The sequence below is a fragment of the Streptomyces sp. NRRL WC-3605 genome, assembly GCF_001509795.1.
Taxonomy (GTDB): Bacteria; Actinomycetota; Actinomycetes; order Streptomycetales; family Streptomycetaceae; genus Streptomyces; species Streptomyces viridochromogenes.
In genome coordinates this window covers 60,040-79,268 of the sequence record NZ_LLZN01000055.1, presented here as the reverse complement: position 1 = coordinate 79,268, position 19,229 = coordinate 60,040, and the positions used below count along the sequence as shown (strand labels likewise).

Sequence of the window (19,229 nt, the reverse complement as noted above, 5' to 3'; positions counted from 1 at the left end):
TGACTTCTCAACCACCTCGGCGCTGCCTACCGTGCGGGATCATGAGTCCCCCCATGGCACCCGCGGGATGGAGCCGCTGGCTGGTTCCGCCCGCCGCACTCTCGGTCCATCTGTCCATCGGCCAGGCCTACGCCTGGAGCGTGTTCAAACCCCCACTGGAGTCGGCCCTCGGCCTCAGCGGCACCCAGAGCGCGCTGCCCTTCCAGCTCGGCATCGTCATGCTCGGCCTGTCCGCCGCGTTCGGCGGCACGCTGGTGGAGCGCAACGGGCCGCGCTGGGCGATGACGGTCGCCCTGGTCTGCTTCTCCTCCGGCTTCCTGCTCGCCGCGCTCGGAGCCGCCGTCGAGCAGTACTGGCTGATCGTCCTCGGCTACGGCTTCGTCGGCGGGATCGGCCTCGGCATCGGTTACATCTCGCCGGTGTCCACCCTGATCAAGTGGTTCCCCGACCGGCCCGGCATGGCGACCGGCATCGCCATCATGGGCTTCGGCGGCGGCGCCCTCATCGCCTCCCCGTGGTCGGCGCAGATGCTGGAGTCCTTCGGCACCGACAGCTCCGGCATCGCCATGGCGTTCCTGGTCCACGGCCTGACGTACGCCGTCTTCATGCTGCTCGGCGTGCTGCTGGTGCGCGTGCCGCGCCCGGTGAAGGCGGCCGGCGACGGTCCCGCCGCCCTCGACGGACCGCAGGTGTCCGCCCGCAGTGCCGTGCGCACACCGCAGTTCTGGTGCCTGTGGATCGTGCTCTGCATGAACGTCACCGCCGGCATCGGCATCCTGGAGAAGGCCGCGCCGATGATCACGGACTTCTTCGCGGACACCTCCACGCCGGTGTCGGTGTCGGCCGCGGCCGGCTTCGTCGCCCTGCTGTCCGCCGCCAACATGGCGGGCCGCATCGGCTGGTCGTCCACCTCGGACCTGATCGGGCGGAAGAACATCTACCGCGTCTACCTCGGCGTCGGCGCCCTGATGTACGCCCTGATCGCACTCGCCGGGGACTCCTCCAAGCCGCTGTTCGTCCTGTGCGCGCTGGTCATCCTCTCCTTCTACGGCGGCGGCTTCGCCACCGTCCCCGCCTATCTCAAGGACCTGTTCGGCACCTACCAGGTCGGCGCGATCCACGGGCGGCTGCTCACCGCCTGGTCCACGGCCGGCGTCCTCGGGCCCCTCATCGTGAACTGGATCGCCGACCGGCAGGAGGAGGCGGGCAAGGACGGCTCGTCCCTCTACACCCTGTCCCTGTTCATCATGATCGGACTGCTCGCCGTCGGGTTCGTCGCCAACGAACTCGTGCGGCCCGTCCACCCCCGCCACCACGAACCGGCGCCGCGGACCGAGGAGCCCACAAAGAAGGAGGCCAGCGATGTCCAGTGACGACAGCCCGCCCGCCCGGCGCGCACTGATCACCTTCGCCTGGGTGTGGGTGGGCGCACCGCTCGCGTACGGGCTCTACGAACTCGTCCGCAAGGCGACGCAGCTGTTCACGGGGTAGCCGTCCGGCAGACTCCCGCACCCGCGGGAGTCTGCAAGAAGCCGACAACACCCGCGTCCGTTTCCTGTGGCATCACGTGCCGTCGTACCGGTGAGTCACTGATCAGACTGGTGCATCCCGCTACCCGAGGTTCGAGGGGATCACCACTGATGAACGGCTCGCGCATCGCCGCCGTCGGCCACTACCAGCCCGCCCGGGTCCTCACCAACGAGGACCTGGCGGGCATGGTCGACACCAGTGACGAGTGGATCACGTCCCGGGTCGGCATCCGCACGCGCCACATCGCCGGGCCCGACGAGCCGGTCGACGAACTCGCCGCGCACGCCGCCGCGAAGGCGCTCGCGTCGGCCGGCCTCGCGCCGGAGGACATCGACCTCGTCCTGGTCGCGACCTCCACCGCCATCGACCGGTCGCCGAACATGGCCGCGCGGGTGGCGGCCCGGCTCGGCATCCCCTCACCGGCCGCCATGGACATCAACGTCGTCTGCGCCGGCTTCACCCACGCGCTGGCCACGGCCGACCACGCGGTGCGCGCGGGCTCCTCCACGCGCGCCCTGGTCATCGGCGCCGACAAGATGTCCGACGTCACCGACTGGACCGACCGGACGACCTGTGTCCTGGTCGGGGACGGGGCGGGCGCCGCCGTCGTGGAGGCGTCCGCCGAGCCGGGGATCGGCCCGGTGCTGTGGGGCTCGGTGCCCGAGATGGGCCACGCCGTGCGCATCGAGGGGCAGCCCGCCCGCTTCGCGCAGGAGGGGCAGAGCGTCTACCGGTGGGCGACGACCCGGCTGCCGGCCATCGCGCGCGCCGCCTGCGAACGCGCGGGGTACGCCCCGCAGGACCTCGCCGGTGTCGTCCTGCATCAGGCCAACCTGCGCATCATCGAACCCCTCGCCCAGAAGCTGGGCGCCGTCGACGCGGTCGTCGCGCGCGATGTCACCGAGTCCGGCAACACCTCGGCGGCGAGCATCCCCCTCGCGTTCTCCAAGCTGGTGGAGCAAGGCCGGATCTCCAGCGGCGACCCGGTGCTGCTCTTCGGCTTCGGCGGCAACCTGTCGTACGCGGGACAGGTCGTCCGCTGCCCGTGACGGCGTCGGTCCGGCGTCCCCTCGGCGGCGGTCCGGGATCCCTCGGCGGCGGTCAGGGGTCCCCTCGGTGGCGGGATGTGGCCCACTCCCCGGTTCTCCCGCCCGGTGCGCCGTAGACTGTAGACGAAAGACAATCCATACGGGCTCGCGGTGACGGCCGGCCACGGGGGCGCAGTCGCCCGGTGTGCACCCAGGAGGGGAACCGATGTTGTTGACAGGACTGCCGCAGGGTGCGGTGCCCAAGCTCGAACGGCCCGGCCCGCTGCGCGACCGCGTCTACGAGGCGCTGCTCGAACTCATCACGACCCGCGCCCTCCAGCCCGGCCAGCACCTGGTCGAGAGCGAACTGGCCGGCCACCTCGGCGTGTCACGGCAGCCGGTGCGCGAGGCGCTCCAGCGGCTGAACACCGAGGGGTGGGTCGATCTGCGGCCCGCGCAGGGCGCGTTCGTGCACGAGCCGACCGAGGAGGAGGCCGACCAGCTCCTCACCGTCCGTACGCTCCTGGAGGCCGAGGCGGCCCGGCTCGCCGCCGCCCACGCGGACAGCGCCGGCATCGCCGCCCTGGAGGAGCTGTGCGCCCAGGGCGAGCAGGCCGTCGCCGCCGACGAGGTGGACACCGCCGTGGCGCTCAACGCCCGCTTCCACACGAAGGTCATGGAGCTGGCCGGGAACACCGTCCTCGCCGAACTCGCCGCCCAGGTCGACCGCCGTGTCCGCTGGTACTACACGCCGATCGCCCGGCAGCGCGGCCACCAGTCGTGGATCGAGCACCGTGGGCTGATCGCCGCCATCACCGACCGGGACGAGGCCCGCGCGACCCGGCTGATGCGGGAACACACCGAGCACACCCGGCGGTCGTACCACCAGCGGGCCCAGTAACCGGCCCGCCCGCCCGACGGCGGGAAACGCACGCTCACGGACCCCCGTGACGGCCCTCCAGGCGTCACGGGGGTCCGCCTTTGTCCTGTGAGTGGAGAAAGTTGGCGGCAATCTCTGCGCAAGTTCTTCCCACTCCCGGCGGCCGCTGCTACGTTCCCCTCGAAAGCAAGGCCACCGAGGTGGCCGGATTCCGGCACTCAGGCCGATCGAGGCGGGGAGGGGCACGTGAGACGTATGACGGCGCGACCCGCTAACGCCCACCAGGCCCGGCTGCTCAAGCTGTTGCGTGACGGGGGGCCCAACTCCCGGGCCCAGCTCGGCGATCAGATCGACCTCTCCCGGTCCAAGCTGGCCGTCGAGGTGGACCGCCTGCTGGAGACGGACCTCGTCGTGGCCGACGGACTCGCCGCCTCGCGCGGCGGCCGGCGCTCCCACAACATCCGGCTCAACCCGGGTCTGCGCTTCCTCGGCGTCGACATCGGCGCGACCTCGGTCGACGTCGCCGTCACCAACGCCGAACTGGAGATCCTCGGGCACCTCAACCAGCCCATGGACGTCCGCGAGGGCCCGGTCGCGGTCTTCGAGCAAGTCCTGTCCATGGCCGCGAAGTTGAAGGCGTCCGGGCTCGCCGAGGGGTTCGACGGCGCCGGCATCGGCGTCCCCGGACCCGTCCGCTTCCCCGAGGGTGTCCCCGTGGCACCGCCGATCATGCCGGGCTGGGACGGCTTCCCCGTGCGGGAGGCGCTGAGCCAGGAACTCGGCTGCCCCGTCATGGTCGACAACGACGTGAACCTCATGGCGATGGGGGAGCAGCACGCGGGCGTCGCACGCTCCGTGGGCGACTTCCTCTGCGTCAAGATCGGCACCGGCATCGGCTGCGGCATCGTCGCGGGCGGTGACGTCCACCGCGGTGTCACCGGCAGCGCGGGCGACATCGGGCACATCCAGGCCGTGCCCGACGGACGCCCGTGCGCCTGCGGCAACCGGGGCTGCCTGGAGGCGCACTTCAGCGGGGCGGCCCTCGCCCGGGACGCCGTCGAGGCGGCCGAGCAGGGGCTGTCGGAGGAACTCGCCTCACGCCTGGCGGCGAACGGCACCCTCACCGCCGTCGACGTCGCCGCGTCCGCCGCCGCCGGTGACGCCACCGCGCTCGACCTGATCCGCGAGGGCGGCAACCGGGTCGGGCAGGTCATCGCCGGACTCGTCAGCTTCTTCAACCCCGGCCTGGTGGTGATCGGCGGCGGGGTGACCGGTCTCGGCCACACCCTGCTCGCCGCCATCCGCACTCAGGTCTACCGCCAGTCGCTGCCCCTGGCGACCGGCAATCTCCCCATCGTCCTGGGCGAGTTGGGCCCCACCGCCGGAGTCATCGGCGCCGCCCGCCTCATCAGCGACCACCTGTTCTCACCCGCGTAGGCACGCGCCGGCCCCCGGGCCGGCCCCGGCACCACCCGCCCGGTCACCCGCCGGGCGGCGGCTCCACCCGCACACCCCAGCACCGCCTCGCCGCACCCGAGCCGCACCACCCGCACCTCCTCGACGCACCAGAGCCGCACCACCAAGTACCGCTCCGCCCATCCGTGTTCCGCCCTGCCTTGCCCCGCCCTGCCCTGAATCCGGCCCGCATGCCCGCCAAGGGGACCTCATGGCACCAGAACCACCGCTGCTCAGCATGAACGGCATCACCAAGTCGTTCCCCGGAGTCCGCGCCCTCGACGGCGTCGACCTCGACGTCCAGGCCGGTGAAGTGCACTGCCTGCTCGGCCAGAACGGAGCCGGCAAGTCCACGCTCATCAAGGTCCTGGCCGGCGCCCACCAGCCCGACACCGGCACGATCCGCTGGCGCGGCGAGGAGGTCACCCTCCGCTCGCCGATCGCCGCGATGCGCCTCGGCATCGCCACCATCTACCAGGAACTCGACCTGGTGGAGCACCTGTCGGTCGCCGAGAACGTCCACCTCGGGCACGAGCCGACCACCGCCGGCTTCATCGTCCGCGGCCGCACCGCACGGGCCTCGGCCGCGCAGCTCCTCAAGCGGCTCGGGCACCCCGAGATCGACCCCGGCCGGCTGGTCGGCGACCTCTCGGCCGCGCAGCAGCAGATCGTCTCCATGGCCCGCGCCCTCTCCCACGACGTCCGCCTGATCGTGATGGACGAGCCGTCCGCCGCCCTCGACCCCGACGAGGTCGACAACCTCTTCCGGATCGTCGGCGATCTCACCGCCGAGGGCGTCGCCGTCGTCTACATCTCGCACCGCCTGGAGGAGATCCGCCGCATCGGCGACCGGGTGACCGTCCTGAAGGACGGCCGGGCCGTGGCCGGCGGTCTGCCCGCGAAGTCCACCCCGACCCGTGACGTCGTGGCGATGATGACGGGACGCAACGTCGAGTACGTCTTCCCCGAGCGGCCCGTGCGGGACGCGGCCGGCGACCCGCTGCTGGAGGTCCGCGGCCTCGCCCGGGACGGCGAGTTCGAGCCCCTCGACCTGGTCGTACGGCCCGGGGAGATCGTCGGGCTCGCCGGACTCGTCGGCTCGGGACGCTCCGAGATCCTGGAGACGGTCTACGGCGCCCGGCGGCCCAGCGCGGGGCAGGTCCTCGTGGACGGGCGCCCGCTGAGGCCCGGCAGCGTCCGGGCCGCCGTACGCGCCGGTCTCGGGCTCGCCCCCGAGGAGCGCAAAGCGCAGGCCCTGCTGATGCTGGAGTCCGTCACCCGGAACGTGTCCGTGTCGTCCATGTCCCGCTTCGCACGCGTCGGCTGGATCGACCGGGCCGCCGAACGCGGCGCGGCGCGCGCCGCCACCCGCGAGCTGTCCCTGCGCCCCGACAACCCCTCGGTGCCGGTGCGCACCCTGTCCGGCGGCAACCAGCAGAAGGCCGTCCTGGCCCGCTGGCTGCTGCGCGGCTGCCGTGTCCTGCTGCTCGACGAACCCACCCGGGGCGTCGACGTCGGCGCCCGCGCCGAGCTGTACGCGGTCGTGCGGCGGCTCGCGGACGAAGGGCTCGGCGTGCTGCTGGTCTCCAGCGAAGTGCCGGAGGTGCTGGGGCTCGCCGACCGTGTCCTGGTGCTGCGCGAGGGCCGTGTCGTGCACACGGCTCCCGCGACCGAACTCGACGAACACCGCGTACTCGACCTCGTCATGGAAGGAAGTCCGGCGTCATGACGCAGCACGCCTCTCCGCCGCGGGACAGCACCGACAAGGTGCCCCCGTCCGGTGCGGCGCCCGCCTGGCGCGGCCTGATGGCCCACGCCGACGTGCGCACCCTGTCCCTGCTCGGCGTCCTCGCCGCGCTGATCGTCATCGGCGGCATCACGAAGCCGGACGAGTTCCTCGACACCCGCAATCTGCAACTCGTCCTCACCCAGGCGTCCGTGATCGGTGTCGTCACCGTCGGCATGACCTTCGTGATCATCTCCGGCGGCATCGACCTGTCCGTCGGCGCGATCGTCGCGCTGGCCTCGGTGTGGGCGACCACGGTCGCCACCCAGGAGTACGGGTTCGCCGGCATCCTCTTCACCGCGGTGATCGTCGGTGTGGGCTGCGGACTGGTCAACGGGGTGCTGATCGCCTACGGCGCGATGGTGCCGTTCATCGCGACGCTCGCCATGCTGGCCTCCGCGCGCGGCCTGTCGCTGCAGATCACCGACGGCAAGACGCAGATCGTCACCATCCCCTCGGTCCTCGACCTCGGCGAGCGCGACGCGTACGTGCTCGGCGTCCCGCCGCTGGTCATGGTGTTCGCGGTCGTGACGATCATCGGCTGGCTGGTGCTGAACCGCACCACCTTCGGCCGGCGCACGGTCGCCGTCGGCGGCAACCCGGAGGCGGCCCGGCTCGCCGGGATCGACGTCCGCCGCCAGCGGCTCTACCTCTACCTGCTGTCCGGACTGTGCTGCGGCATCGCGGCGTTCCTGCTGATCATCCTGTCCGGCTCGGGTCAGAACACCAACGGAAACCTCTACGAACTCGACGCCATCGCCGCCGCGATCATCGGCGGCACCCTGCTCACCGGCGGCCGCGGCACCATCGTCGGCTCGGTGCTCGGCGTCCTGATCTTCACCACCATCACCAACATCTTCGCCCTGAACAACCTGCAGAGCGACGTCCAGCAGATCGCCAAGGGCGCGATCATCGTCGCCGCCGTGCTGGTCCAGCGCCGTACCGCGAGCACGACCTGAGGAAAGGGTTCACCGCCATGCCAGAGTTCACCAGCCGCAGAGGGCTGCTGTTCGGAACCGCAGCCGTGGGCGCCGGAGCCCTCATCGCGGGTTGCACGAGCAACGAGTCCAAGGACGAACCGGCCGCGAACGACCAGCCGGCCGCCGACGACAAGCCGGGCAAGCAGGTCACCATCGGCTTCGCCGGACCGCAGGCCGACCACGGCTGGCTCAACGCGATCAACGACAACGCCAAGAGCCGCGCCAAGAAGTACTCCGACGTGACGCTGGAGATCACCGAGGGCTCCAACGACACCGCCCAGCAGATCGGCCAGATCGAGACCCTCATCAACAAGAAGGTCGACGTCCTGGTGATCCTGCCGGCCGACGGCAAGGCGCTCACCCAGGTCGGCCTGAAGGCGATGCGCGCAGGCATCCCGGTCATCAACCTCGACCGGATCTTCAACACCCCGCAGGCGTACCGCTGCTGGATCGGCGGCGACAACTACGGCATGGGCCTCAACGCCGGGCACTACATCGGCGAGAAGCTCAAGGGCAAGTCCGACGCCAAGGTCATCGAGCTGGCCGGGCTGGACAACCTGGAGCTGACCAAGCAGCGCACCCAGGGCTTCGACGACGCCCTGAAGAACTACCCCAACATCAAGAAGGTGGCCCGCCAGGCCGCCGAGTTCACCGTCGAGTCCGGCCAGAACAAGATGGCCCAGCTGCTGCAGGCACAGTCGAAGTTCGACGCCCTGTGGAACCACGACGACGACCAGGGCGTCGGTGCCCTGCGCGCCATCGAGCAGGCGGGCCGCGACGACTTCCTCATGGTCGGCGGGGCCGGTGCCCTCGCCGCCTTCCAGGCCATCAAGAAGGACGACGGGGTCCTCAAGGCCACGGTCCTGTACCCGCCGACGATGGCCGCGTCCGCCATCGACCTGGCCCGTGCGCTGGGCCAGAGCAAGGGCGTCGGCGGCATGGCCGAGTTCGAGATCCCCGCCTCGATCACCCTCTACTCGGCCGTCGTCGACAAGGACAACGTTGACCAGTACATGTCCACCGGCTTCAAGTGAGGCGCCCCCTGCCCGACGGGAACGGGGAGTCCGTCGGGCAGGGCCGGGGCGGCCGGGGCAGGCAGACCCGCCGGCGTCGTGGCCCGGTGTCGCCGGCGGCGCGGCCGCGCGGCGGCACCGGCCGGGCCACCGGGCCCGCGGGCGGACAGGCGACGACGCCGGCCCGGCCCTCCCGGGACGCCCCCACCCCCCACCGCGGCACGACGACGAGGAGGACTATCGCATGGGACAGCCGCAGCAGCCCGGCCAGGCCGAGGCGGAGGCAGGGGCCACCGGGTCCGGCGCACCACCCCTGCGCGTCGGCATGGTCGGGTACGCCTTCATGGGCGCGGCCCACTCACAGGGCTGGCGCACCGTCGGCCGGGTCTTCGACCTGCCCCGCACCCCGGTGCTCGCCGCGATCTGCGGCCGGGACGCCACCGCCGTCCGCGCGGCCGCCGACCGGCACGGATGGGCTACGGCGGAGACCGACTGGCGCGCCCTCATCGCCCGCGACGACATCGACCTCGTCGACATCTGCACCCCCGGCGACAGCCACGCCGAGATCGCGCTCGCGGCGCTGGCCGCCGGCAAGCACGTCCTGTGCGAGAAGCCCCTCGCGAACACCGTCGAGGAGGCCGAGGCGATGACCGCGGCGGCCCAGCGGGCGCAGGCGAACGGCCAGGTCGCGATGGTCGGCTTCAACTACCGCAGGCTGCCGGCCACCGCGCTGGCCCGCGCCATGGTCGCCGAGGGACGGCTGGGCCGGCTGCGCCACGTGCGGGTCACCTACCTGCAGGACTGGCTCGTCGACCCGCAGTTCCCGCTGACCTGGCGGCTGCGCAGGGAGTCCGCCGGCTCCGGTTCGCTGGGCGACCTCGGCGCGCACATCGTGGACCTCGCCCAGCACCTCGCGGGGGAGCGGCTGACCGGGGTGTCCGCGCTGACGGAGACCTTCGTCCGGGAGCGCCCGCTGCCCGGCGGCGCGGCGAGCGGCCTGTCCGCCGTGGAGGCCGGCGAGGCCACCGGCGCGGTCACCGTCGACGACGCCGCCCTGTTCACGGGCCGCTTCGCCTCCGGCGCGCTCGCCTCCTTCGAGGCCACCCGCTACGCCACCGGCCGCAAGAACGCCCTGCGCATCGAGCTGAACGGCGAGCACGGCTCGCTCGCGTTCGACCTGGAACGGCTGAACGAGCTCGAGTACCACGACGGCCGCGAGCCGGGCACGCACGCCGGGTTCCGCCGCATCCTCGTCACCGAACCCGACCACCCCTACCTGGACGCCTGGTGGCCGCCGGGTCACGGCCTCGGCTACGAGCACTCCTTCGTGCACCAGGCCCGCGACCTGGTCCACGCCGTGGCCGAGGGCCGCTCGCCGCAGCCCTCGTTCGCCGACGGACTCCAGGTGCAGCGGGTCCTGGCCGCGGTCGAGGAGAGCGCCGAGAAGAACTCCGTCTTCACCCCGATCGCCGTCTGAGGAGGCCAACGAGAATGCCGCGCACGTTCACGCTGTTCACCGGCCAGTGGGCCGACCTGCCCCTGGAGGAGGTCTGCCGGCTCGCCCGCGACTTCGGCTACGACGGGCTCGAACTCGCCTGCTGGGGCGACCACTTCGAGGTCGACAAGGCCCTGAGCGACCCCGGGTACGTGGAGTCCCGGCACCAGCTCCTCGACAAGTACGGCCTGAAGTGCTGGGCGATCTCCAACCACCTGGTGGGCCAGGCCGTCTGCGACGCCATCATCGACGAACGCCACCAGGCGATCCTGCCGGGTGACATCTGGGGCGACGGCGACCCGGAGGGGGTCCGTCGGCGGGCCGCGGAACGCGTCAAGGACACCGCGCGCGCCGCCGCGGCCTTCGGCGTGGACACGGTCATCGGGTTCACCGGCTCCGCCATCTGGCACCTGGTCGCCATGTTCCCGCCCGCCCCCGAGTCGATGATCGAGCGCGGCTACGAGGACTTCGCCGAGCGCTGGAACCCGATCCTGGACGTCTTCGACGCCGAGGGCGTGCGCTTCGCCCACGAGGTCCACCCGAGCGAGATCGCCTACGACTACTGGACGACCGTACGCACCCTGGAGGCGGTCGGTCACCGGCCCGCCTTCGGGCTGAACTTCGACCCGTCGCACTTCGTGTGGCAGGACCTCGACCCGGTCGGCTTCCTGTGGGACTTCCGCGACCGGATCTACCACGTCGACTGCAAGGAGGCCCGCCGCCGGCTCGACGGGCGCAACGGCCGCCTGGGCTCCCATCTGCCGTGGGGCGACCCGCGCCGCGGCTGGGACTTCGTGTCGGCCGGACACGGGGACGTGCCCTGGGAGGACGTCTTCCGGATGCTGCGGTCCATCGACTACCAGGGGCCCATCTCCGTGGAGTGGGAGGACGCCGGCATGGACCGGCTGCAGGGCGCCCCCGAGGCGCTGAAGCGGCTGAAGGCCTTCGACTTCGAGCCACCCAGCGCGTCGTTCGACGCCGCGTTCAACAGCTGAGCCAGGGGACCGGCCGCAGGTCGGGGAAGGGGATCGGTGAGCGTGCCGATCCCCCCTCCGACCTGCGCGAATCCGGCTTTGTCCTCGGATGGGAAAAAGTTCAACCGAATCCGGTGCAAGGGGTGTTCGCCCCGCACCGACCCGGTTACCGTCCTTGAGGTGTTCAGGACACACCTATCTCCGGGGTGACGGCGCACCCCGGCGCCCGCACCGCACGTCTCAAAGCACCCACCCGTACGGCCCCCACCCCGTTCCCGGAGGGACTTCGTGCACAGAACCGGTTTCAGAGACACCCGAACCCCCAGGCGTCGCAGACTGCGCACCACCGTCGCCCTCTTCACCGGCCTGCTCCTGGCCGTCGGCACCCCGGCCACCGTCGCCGCCGCCCACCCCGGCCACCCCGAGCACGACGAACCGGCCGCCGCCGAGGGCCAGTTCCAGCAGGTGCCGCTCGCCAAGGGCGAACCCGAGACGGGCGAGCCGATGTCGCTCGCCGTACTCCCGGACCGCAGCGTCCTGCACACCTCGCGCGACGGCACCCTGCGCCTGACCGACCAGGGCGGCGTCACCAAGGTCGCCGGCCGCCTCGACGTCTACAACCACGACGAGGAGGGCCTCCAGGGCGTCGGCGTCGACCCGGACTTCAAGAACAACCGCGCCATCTACCTGTACTACGCCCCGCCGCTGGAGACCCCAGCGGGCGACGCCCCGGAGACCGGCACCGCCGAGGACTTCAAGAAGTTCGACGGCGTCAACCGCCTCTCCCGCTTCACCCTCAACGCCAACGGCACCCTGAACCTCGCCAGCGAGAAGAAGGTCCTGGACGTCGCGGCCTCCCGCGGCACCTGCTGCCACGTCGGCGGCGACATCGCCTTCGACGCCGACGGCAACCTGTACCTGTCGACCGGCGACGACACCAACCCCTTCTCCTCCGACGGCTACACCCCGATCGACGAGCGGCCGAACCGCAACCCGGCCTTCGACGCGCGCCGCAGCTCCGGCAACACCAACGACCTGCGCGGCAAGATCCTGCGCATCAAGGTCGCCGAGGACGGCTCGTACACCATCCCGGAGGGCAACCTCTTCGCCCCGGGCACCGAGAAGACCCGCCCCGAGATCTACGCGATGGGCTTCCGCAACCCGTTCCGGATCAGCGTCGACAAGAAGACCGGCATCGTCTACGTCGGCGACTACGGCCCCGACGCCGGCGCCGCCAGCCCCACCCGCGGCCCCGCCGGACAGGTCGAGTTCGCCAAGGTCACCAAGGCCGCCAACTTCGGCTGGCCGTTCTGCACCGGGGCCAACGACGCCTACGTCGACTACGACTTCGGCACCGGCGTCTCCGGTGAGAAGTTCGACTGCGACGCCCCGAAGAACACCTCCCGGCACAACACGGGCCTCACCGACCTGCCGCCCGCGCAGCCCGCCTGGATCCCCTACGACGGCGGGTCCGTGCCCGAGTTCGGCAGCGGCTCCGAGTCCCCGATGGGCGGCCCGGTCTACCGTTACGACCCCGACCTCGACTCCAAGGTGAAGTTCCCCGAGGAGTACGACGGCGACTTCTTCGCCGGCGAGTTCGGCCGCCGCTGGATCAAGCGGATCGAGCAGACCGAGGACGGCTCCGTCGCGAAGATCAACGACTTCCCGTGGACCGGCACCCAGATCATGGACATGGAGTTCGGCCCCGACGGCGCGCTCTACGTCCTCGACTACGGCCTGTCCTGGTTCCAGGGCGACAAGGACTCCGCGCTCTACCGGATCGAGAACGCCGAGGACGGCTTCTCCCCGATCGCCGAGGTGAGCGCCGACAAGACGTCCGGCGCGGCCGGCCTCAAGGTGAAGTTCACCGGCTCCGCGAAGGACGCCGACTCCACGGACCTCACCTACAGCTGGGACTTCGGCGACGGCACCAAGGGCGAGGGCCTCACCCCCACGCACCAGTACAAGAAGGTGGGCACCTACAGCGCCACCTTCACCGCCAGGGACCCCGAGGGCAACACGGGCAACGCCAGCGTCCGTATCGTCGTCGGCAACACCGAACCCAAGGTGCGCATCGATCTCCCCGGCAACGGAGCGCTCTCCGAGTTCGGCAAGCCCGTCCCGTTCAAGGTGACGGTCACCGACCCCGAGGAGAGCATCGACTGCTCCAAGGTCAAGGTCGCCTACAGCCTCGGACACGACTCCCACGCCCACGAACTCACCAGTGAGACGGGCTGCGAGGGCACCCTGAACCCGCCCCCCGGTGACGGCGGACACGACCCCAACGCCAACATCTACGGCGTCGTCGGCGCCAGTTACACCGACGGCGGGGCGAACGGCCAGGAGGCCCTGACCGGCACCGCCCGCGCCGTGGTCCAGCCGCTGCACCGCCAGGCCGAGCACTTCACCGCCCAGTCCGGCGTCAACACGTTCGACAAGGCGCAGGCCAACGGCGGCAAGACCGTCGGCGACATCAACGACGGCGACTGGATCTCCTTCAGCCCCTACCGGTTCGACGGGCAGAAGAAGATGACCGTACGGGCCTCCTCCGGCGGCTCCGGCGGCTTCATCGAACTGCGCACCGGCTCGCCCGACGGCCCCCTGCACGGCTCGGCGTACATCCCGCCGACCGGAGGCTGGGAGACGTTCCAGAACGTCGACGTGCCGCTGCGCGCCCTGCCGAAGAAGACCACCGAGATCTACCTGGTCTTCAAGGGCGGCGAGGGCGCCCTGTACGACGTGGACGACTTCGAGTTCTCCACCCAGCCGTTCAAGGGCGGCAAGAAGGTCCTCGTCTTCTCCAAGACCGCCGGCTTCCGCCACGACTCCATCCCGGCCGGCGTCGCCGCGCTGAAGGAACTCGGCGCCCCGGCCGGCATCACGGTCGACGCGACCGAGGAGGCCCGGCAGTTCACCACCACCAACCTCGCCAAGTACGACGCGGTGGCGTTCCTGTCCACCACCGGTGACGTCCTGAACGCCGAGCAGCAGAAGGCGTTCGAGGACTACGTGGCCGGCGGCGGCGGATACATGGGCATCCACGCCGCCGCCGACACCGAGTACGACTGGGCGTTCTACGGCGGCCTGGTCGGCGCCTACTTCACCTCGCACCCGGCCATCCAGAAGGCCACCGTCCGCGTCGAGGACCACGACCACCCCGCCACCGCGCACCTGGACGACACCTGGGAGCGCACCGACGAGTGGTACAACTACCGCACCAACCCGCGTGAGCAGGCCAAGGTCCTCGCCACCCTGGACGAGACCAGCTACCAGGGCGGCACCATGAAGGGCGACCACCCGATCGCCTGGTGCCAGACCTACGAGGGCGGCCGCTCCTTCTACACCGGCGGCGGCCACACCAAGGAGTCCTACGCCGACGAAGCCTTCCGCGCCCACCTGCTCGGCGGCCTCCAGTACGCCACCGGCCAGGTCAAGGCGGACTGCAAGCCGGACAAGGGCTACCGGAAGATCTTCAACGGCCAGACCCTGGACGGCTGGAAGCAGGCCGGCCCGGGCAAGTTCGTCGTCAAGGACGGCGGGGTCATGGAGTCCGAGGGCGGCATGGGTCTGCTCTGGTACCAGGCCAAGGAGCTGAAGTCGTACTCGCTGAAGCTCGACTGGAAGATGCGGGGCGACGACAACTCGGGTGTCTTCGTGGGCTTCCCGGCCTCCGACGACCCCTGGTCCGCGGTCGACAAGGGCTACGAGATCCAGATCGACGCCACGGACGCGCCCGACCGCACGACCGGAGCGATCTACTCGTTCAAGTCGGCGAACATCAAGGCCCGTGACCAGGTCCTGCGGCCGCCCGGCCAGTGGAACTCCTACGAGATCAAGGTCCAGGGCGAACGCCTCCAGGTGTTCCTCAACGGAGTCAAGATCAACGACTTCACCAACACGGACCCCCAGCGGAGCCTGACCGACGGCTACATCGGCCTGCAGAACCACGGTGCCGACGACAAGGTCTCCTTCCGCAACGTCCAGCTGAAGGAACTGCCCGTCCAGGGCGACTGAACGGCGGCGGGCGGGGGACGCCGGACCCCCGCCCGCCGTCCCTCGCCCTCCCCCCCCGGTGTTCGCGCACGACCAGGAGGCTGCCCATGTCCGCGTCCCCTTCCGCGCCCCTGACCCGCCCGCGTACGGGGGTGTGGCTGATCGGAGCACGGGGCTCCGTCGCCACCACCGTCGTCACGGGGTGCGCCGCCATCGCCGCCGGACTGCACCCGCCGACCGGCATGGTCACCGAGACCCCCGCCTTCGCCGCCGGCGGCCTGCCCGCCCTGTCCGATCTCGTCTTCGGCGGCCACGACACGCTCGACTGCCCGCTGCCCAAGCGCGCCGAGACCCTGACCGCCGGGGGAGTCCTCCCGCCCGGCGTCGCCACAGCCGTCGCCTCCGAACTCGCGGCCGCCGACCGCGAGATCAGGCCCGGCGGCCCCACCCGGGGGGACACCCGCACCGAGGCCGAACTGATCGACGCGTTCGCCGCCGACATCCGCGACTTCACCCGCCGCCACGCCCTGGAGCGGACGGTCGTGGTGAACGTCGCCTCCACCGAACCCGCCTCCGAGGGCCGCGCGGACGCGCCCCTCCCCGCCAGCACCCTGTACGCCCTCGCCGCCCTGCGCGCCGGCTGCCCCTACGTCAACTTCACCCCGTCCGAGGGCCTGCACCACCCCGTCGCCGCCCGCGAGGCGGAGGAGAGCGGCCTGCCCTACGCCGGACGGGACGGCAAAACCGGGCAGACCCTGCTGCGGGCCGTGCTCGGGCCGATGTTCGCCCAGCGGGCCCTGACCGTCCGCGCGTGGTCCGGCACCAACCTGCTCGGCGGCGGCGACGGCGCCGCCCTCGCCGACCCCGCCGCGGCCGCCGCGAAGAACGCCGGCAAGGAACGCGTCCTCGCCGACACCCTCGGCACCGTCCCCGAGGGCGAGGTCCACATCGACGACGTCCCGGCCCTCGGCGACTGGAAGACCGCCTGGGACCACATCGCCTTCGACGGCTTCCTCGGCACCCGCATGGTCCTGCAGACCATCTGGCAGGGCTGCGACTCGGCGCTCGCGGCGCCCTTGGTCCTCGACCTGGCCCGCCTCACCGCCCGCGCCCACGAGGCCGGCCTGACCGGCCCGCTCGCCCCACTCGGCTTCTACTTCAAGGACCCCGTGGGCGAGGGCCCGGCCAGCCTGGGCGAACAGTACGGGGCCCTGCTGGAGCTGGGGGTGCGGCTGCGCCCGGCGGACGCCGGTCACGCGGAGGAGCGTCCGTGAGCCGTCGCCGCGCCTGGGCCGAACTGCTGCGGCTGCCCGCCCTGTTCACCGTCCCCGGTGACGCCCTCAGCGGTGCCGTCGCCGCCGGGGCCCGGCCCGGCCCCCGCACCCTGCTCGCCATCGGCTCCTCCCTCTGCCTCTACGAGGCCGGCATGGCCCTCAACGACTGGGCGGACCGCGTGGAGGACGCCGCCGAACGCCCGCACCGGCCCCTGCCGTCCGGCCGCATCCAGCCGTCCTCCGCCCTCGCGGCGGCCTGCGCCCTGACCGCCGCCGGTCTGGGCCTGGCCGCCGGCGCCGGCCGCCCGGCCCTGGCGGTGGCGACCCCGCTGGCCGCCACCGTGTGGGCGTACGACCTCGGCCTCAAGCACACCCCCGCCGGTCCCGTCGCCATGGCCGCCGCGCGCGGCCTCGACCACCTGCTCGGCGCGGCCGCCACCACCGGCCGCCCCCGGCCCGCCCTGTCCTCCGCGGCCCTGCTCGGCACCCACACCCTCGCGGTGACCGCCGTCTCCCGCCGCGAGACCCAGGGCGGCACGTCCCTCCCACCCCTGGCGGCCCTGGGGGTGACGGCGGTGCTGGCACGGGTGGTCGCGGCGGGCGGGAGGCGCGAGGAGTCCGCCGTGCGCGGTGGTCCCGCTCTGCGCGGTGGTCCCTCTCTGCAAGGTGGTCAGACCCAGCGGGGGTCGCTGCGGGGCGGCCCCACCCCCGGCCAGGCCCTGCGTACCGCCCTGGCCGCCACCTACGCCGTCACCGCCGGGCGCCCGTACACGCACGCCGCGCTCAACCCCTCACCGCCCCTCACCCAGCGGGCGGTCGGCGGTGGCATCCGGGCCACCATCCCGCTCCAGGCGGCACTCGCGGCCCGCGCCGGAGCCGGGCTCACCGCCCTGGCCATCGCCGCGCTCGCCCCGCTGGGGCGGCGGTACGCGAAGAAGGTGAGCATCACATGAGCTCCTGGCCCGATCCGTTCCCGGCCCCGTCACGGCCCGCCGGGGGAGCCGCCGGCCCGGACCCGGCACAGCCCCCTGCGCGAGCCGCCGGCCCGGACCCGGCACAGCCCCCCGCGCGGGACGCCGCCACCGCCCCTCCCGCCCCCCTCCGCTTCGGATACGGCACCAACGGGCTCGCCGATCTTCGGCTCGACGACGCACTCGGGCTGCTCGCCGACCTCGGGTACGACGGCCTCGGCCTGACGCTCGACCACATGCATCTCGACCCCTACGCCCCCGACCTGGCCGCCCGCACCGCCCGCCTCGCCCGGAGGCTGGCCGAACTCGGCCTCGGCGTCACCATCGAGACCGGCGCCCGCTATGTGCTCGACGCCCGCCGCAAGCACGGCCCCTCGCTGCTCGACGCGGCGCCCGACGACCGCGCCCGCCGCGTCGACCTGCTGTTGCGGGCCGTGCGGGTCGCCGCCGAACTCGGCGCCCACGCCGTGCACTGCTTCAGCGGCGTCCTCCCGCCCGGCACGGACGAGGACACGGCGTGGAAACGCCTGACCGACAGCCTCGCCCCGGTCCTGGACACCGCCGCTGCCGCCGGTGTGCCGCTCGCCGTCGAACCGGAACCCGGCCACCTCGTGGCCCGCCTCGACGACTTCCACCGGCTGCGCCACCGCCTGGGCGACCCCGGCCCGCTCGGGCTCACCCTCGACATCGGCCACTGCCAGTGCCTGGAGACCTCCTCTCCCGCCGACTGCGTACGCGCCGCCGCGCCCTGGCTGCGCCACGTGCAGATCGAGGACATGCGGCGCGGTGTCCACGAACACCTCCCGTTCGGGGAGGGGGAGATCGACTTCCCGCCCGTCCTCGCGGCCCTCGCCGCCTCCGGCTACCAGGGCCTGACGGTCGTCGAACTGCCCCGCCACTCCCACGCCGGGCCGCACCACGCAGAACTGTCCCTCCCGTTCCTCCGCCGCGCCGAGGCCACGGCCCTCGCCTCACCCCTCCCCGTCCCGTCGCACGGCGATCCCTCCGCCACCCCTGAAGGGAGCACCTCATGACCCGCCCCCGCACCAGCCCGGCGACCCCGGGCGCGGACACGGCCGACGATCCGCTCACGGACCCCGCCACCGGCACGGGACCAAGACCCGTGGCCGGCACCGCGGCCGACGGGACCCCCACGGGCGCCGCCACCGACCCGGACCCCGGCACCGCCACGCTCGCCACCGCCACCCCCCGCGAACTGCGCGGCCACCTCACCGCCCGGCTCGACGAACCGGCCCGCGGCTGGCTGCGACGGGCCCTGGACGAGGCCGTCGACCACCCCGGCACACACGGCCCCATCTCGGTGTGGGAGCTGCGGATCGCCGAGGCCGGCCGCCGCTGCGGTCCGGTACACGCCGACGCCGCCCGCGTCCTCATCCTGCACGCGGCCCGCGCCGACGCCGACGCCCTGTCCCGGGTCTACTACCAGGGCACCGGCGCCGAACGCCGCGCCGTCCTGTACGCGCTGCCGCACCTGGTGCCCGGGCCCGAGGGACTGCCGCTCGTCGAGGACGCCCTGCGCACCAACGACACACGGCTCGTCACGGCCGCCGTCGGCCCCTACGCCGCCCGGCACCTCGACGCCCACGCGTGGCGCCACGCCGTCCTGAAGTGCCTGTTCACCGGAGTGCCCGTCGACGCCGTGGCGGACCTGGACCACCGGGCGCACCGCGACACCGAACTCGCCCGCATGCTGACCGACTACGCGGCCGAGCGCACCGCCGCCGGCCGTGCCGTCCCCGCCGACCTGCACCGCGTACTGACTCTGACCGACCCCCCGGCCACCCCCTCCGCGCCCGCCACCGACCACGGCTGAGCGCACCCGACGGCAA

Annotated in this window: 15 protein-coding genes; all 15 read left to right on the top strand. The window is 72.4% G+C overall.

The genetic code is table 11. The features are described 5' to 3' along the window. Positions 1 to 41: 41 nt before the first annotated feature. Complete coding sequence (locus ADL34_RS16870; protein WP_062666388.1) at positions 42 to 1,373, top strand: OFA family MFS transporter; 1,332 nt, start codon at positions 42 to 44, stop codon at positions 1,371 to 1,373. Next, on the top strand, positions 1,363 to 1,491 hold the full coding sequence (locus ADL34_RS37025) for an MFS transporter small subunit (protein WP_256959279.1): 129 nt from the start codon (positions 1,363 to 1,365) through the stop codon (positions 1,489 to 1,491). The genes ADL34_RS16870 and ADL34_RS37025 overlap by 11 nt, the downstream gene beginning before the upstream one ends. A 149-nt stretch (positions 1,492 to 1,640) precedes the next feature. Next, complete coding sequence (locus ADL34_RS16865; protein WP_062666387.1) at positions 1,641 to 2,579, top strand: beta-ketoacyl-ACP synthase III; 939 nt, start codon at positions 1,641 to 1,643, stop codon at positions 2,577 to 2,579. Positions 2,580 to 2,784: 205 nt separating this feature from the next. Next, positions 2,785 to 3,459, top strand: coding sequence for a GntR family transcriptional regulator (locus ADL34_RS16860; protein ID WP_062666386.1), 675 nt, complete (start codon positions 2,785 to 2,787; stop codon positions 3,457 to 3,459). 234 nt (positions 3,460 to 3,693) lie between these two features. Further along, positions 3,694 to 4,875 (top strand): ROK family protein, encoded by a 1,182-nt coding sequence (locus ADL34_RS16855; RefSeq protein WP_062666385.1) that lies wholly within the window; start codon positions 3,694 to 3,696, stop codon positions 4,873 to 4,875. 229 nt (positions 4,876 to 5,104) lie between these two features. Then, positions 5,105 to 6,622: a sugar ABC transporter ATP-binding protein gene (locus tag ADL34_RS16850; protein ID WP_062666384.1), complete on the top strand. Its 1,518-nt coding sequence runs from the start codon at positions 5,105 to 5,107 to the stop codon at positions 6,620 to 6,622. Beyond that, on the top strand, positions 6,619 to 7,638 hold the full coding sequence (locus ADL34_RS16845; RefSeq protein ID WP_062666383.1) for an ABC transporter permease: 1,020 nt from the start codon (positions 6,619 to 6,621) through the stop codon (positions 7,636 to 7,638). Before ADL34_RS16850 ends, ADL34_RS16845 begins: the two co-directional genes overlap by 4 nt. Before the next feature lie 17 nt (positions 7,639 to 7,655). Beyond that, positions 7,656 to 8,693 carry a substrate-binding domain-containing protein gene (locus ADL34_RS16840; protein ID WP_062666382.1) on the top strand — a complete coding sequence of 346 codons (1,038 nt, stop codon included), beginning with the start codon at positions 7,656 to 7,658 and terminating at the stop codon, positions 8,691 to 8,693. A gap of 223 nt (positions 8,694 to 8,916) precedes the next feature. Continuing rightward, a complete protein-coding gene (locus ADL34_RS16835; RefSeq protein ID WP_062666380.1) occupies positions 8,917 to 10,149 on the top strand; it encodes a Gfo/Idh/MocA family protein in 1,233 nt (410 codons plus the stop codon). A gap of 14 nt (positions 10,150 to 10,163) precedes the next feature. After that, the gene (locus tag ADL34_RS16830; RefSeq protein ID WP_062666379.1) at positions 10,164 to 11,162 is read left to right on the top strand and encodes a sugar phosphate isomerase/epimerase family protein; all 999 of its coding nucleotides are present in this window, start codon (positions 10,164 to 10,166) and stop codon (positions 11,160 to 11,162) included. Between the two features lie 267 nt (positions 11,163 to 11,429). Then, entirely contained in the window at positions 11,430 to 15,155 is a 3,726-nt protein-coding gene (locus tag ADL34_RS16825) for a ThuA domain-containing protein (protein ID WP_062666377.1), read from the top strand. Between the two features lie 86 nt (positions 15,156 to 15,241). Continuing rightward, on the top strand, positions 15,242 to 16,408 hold the full coding sequence (locus tag ADL34_RS16820) for an inositol-3-phosphate synthase (protein WP_062666375.1): 1,167 nt from the start codon (positions 15,242 to 15,244) through the stop codon (positions 16,406 to 16,408). Continuing rightward, positions 16,405 to 17,361: an SCO3242 family prenyltransferase gene (locus tag ADL34_RS16815; protein WP_062666374.1), complete on the top strand. Its 957-nt coding sequence runs from the start codon at positions 16,405 to 16,407 to the stop codon at positions 17,359 to 17,361. Before ADL34_RS16820 ends, ADL34_RS16815 begins: the two co-directional genes overlap by 4 nt. Continuing rightward, positions 17,358 to 18,413 (top strand): sugar phosphate isomerase/epimerase family protein, encoded by a 1,056-nt coding sequence (locus tag ADL34_RS16810; protein ID WP_062666372.1) that lies wholly within the window; start codon positions 17,358 to 17,360, stop codon positions 18,411 to 18,413. The genes ADL34_RS16815 and ADL34_RS16810 overlap by 4 nt, the downstream gene beginning before the upstream one ends. After that, positions 18,410 to 19,213, top strand: coding sequence for an EboA domain-containing protein (locus ADL34_RS16805; protein ID WP_062666371.1), 804 nt, complete (start codon positions 18,410 to 18,412; stop codon positions 19,211 to 19,213). The genes ADL34_RS16810 and ADL34_RS16805 overlap by 4 nt, the downstream gene beginning before the upstream one ends. Positions 19,214 to 19,229 lie beyond the last annotated feature (16 nt).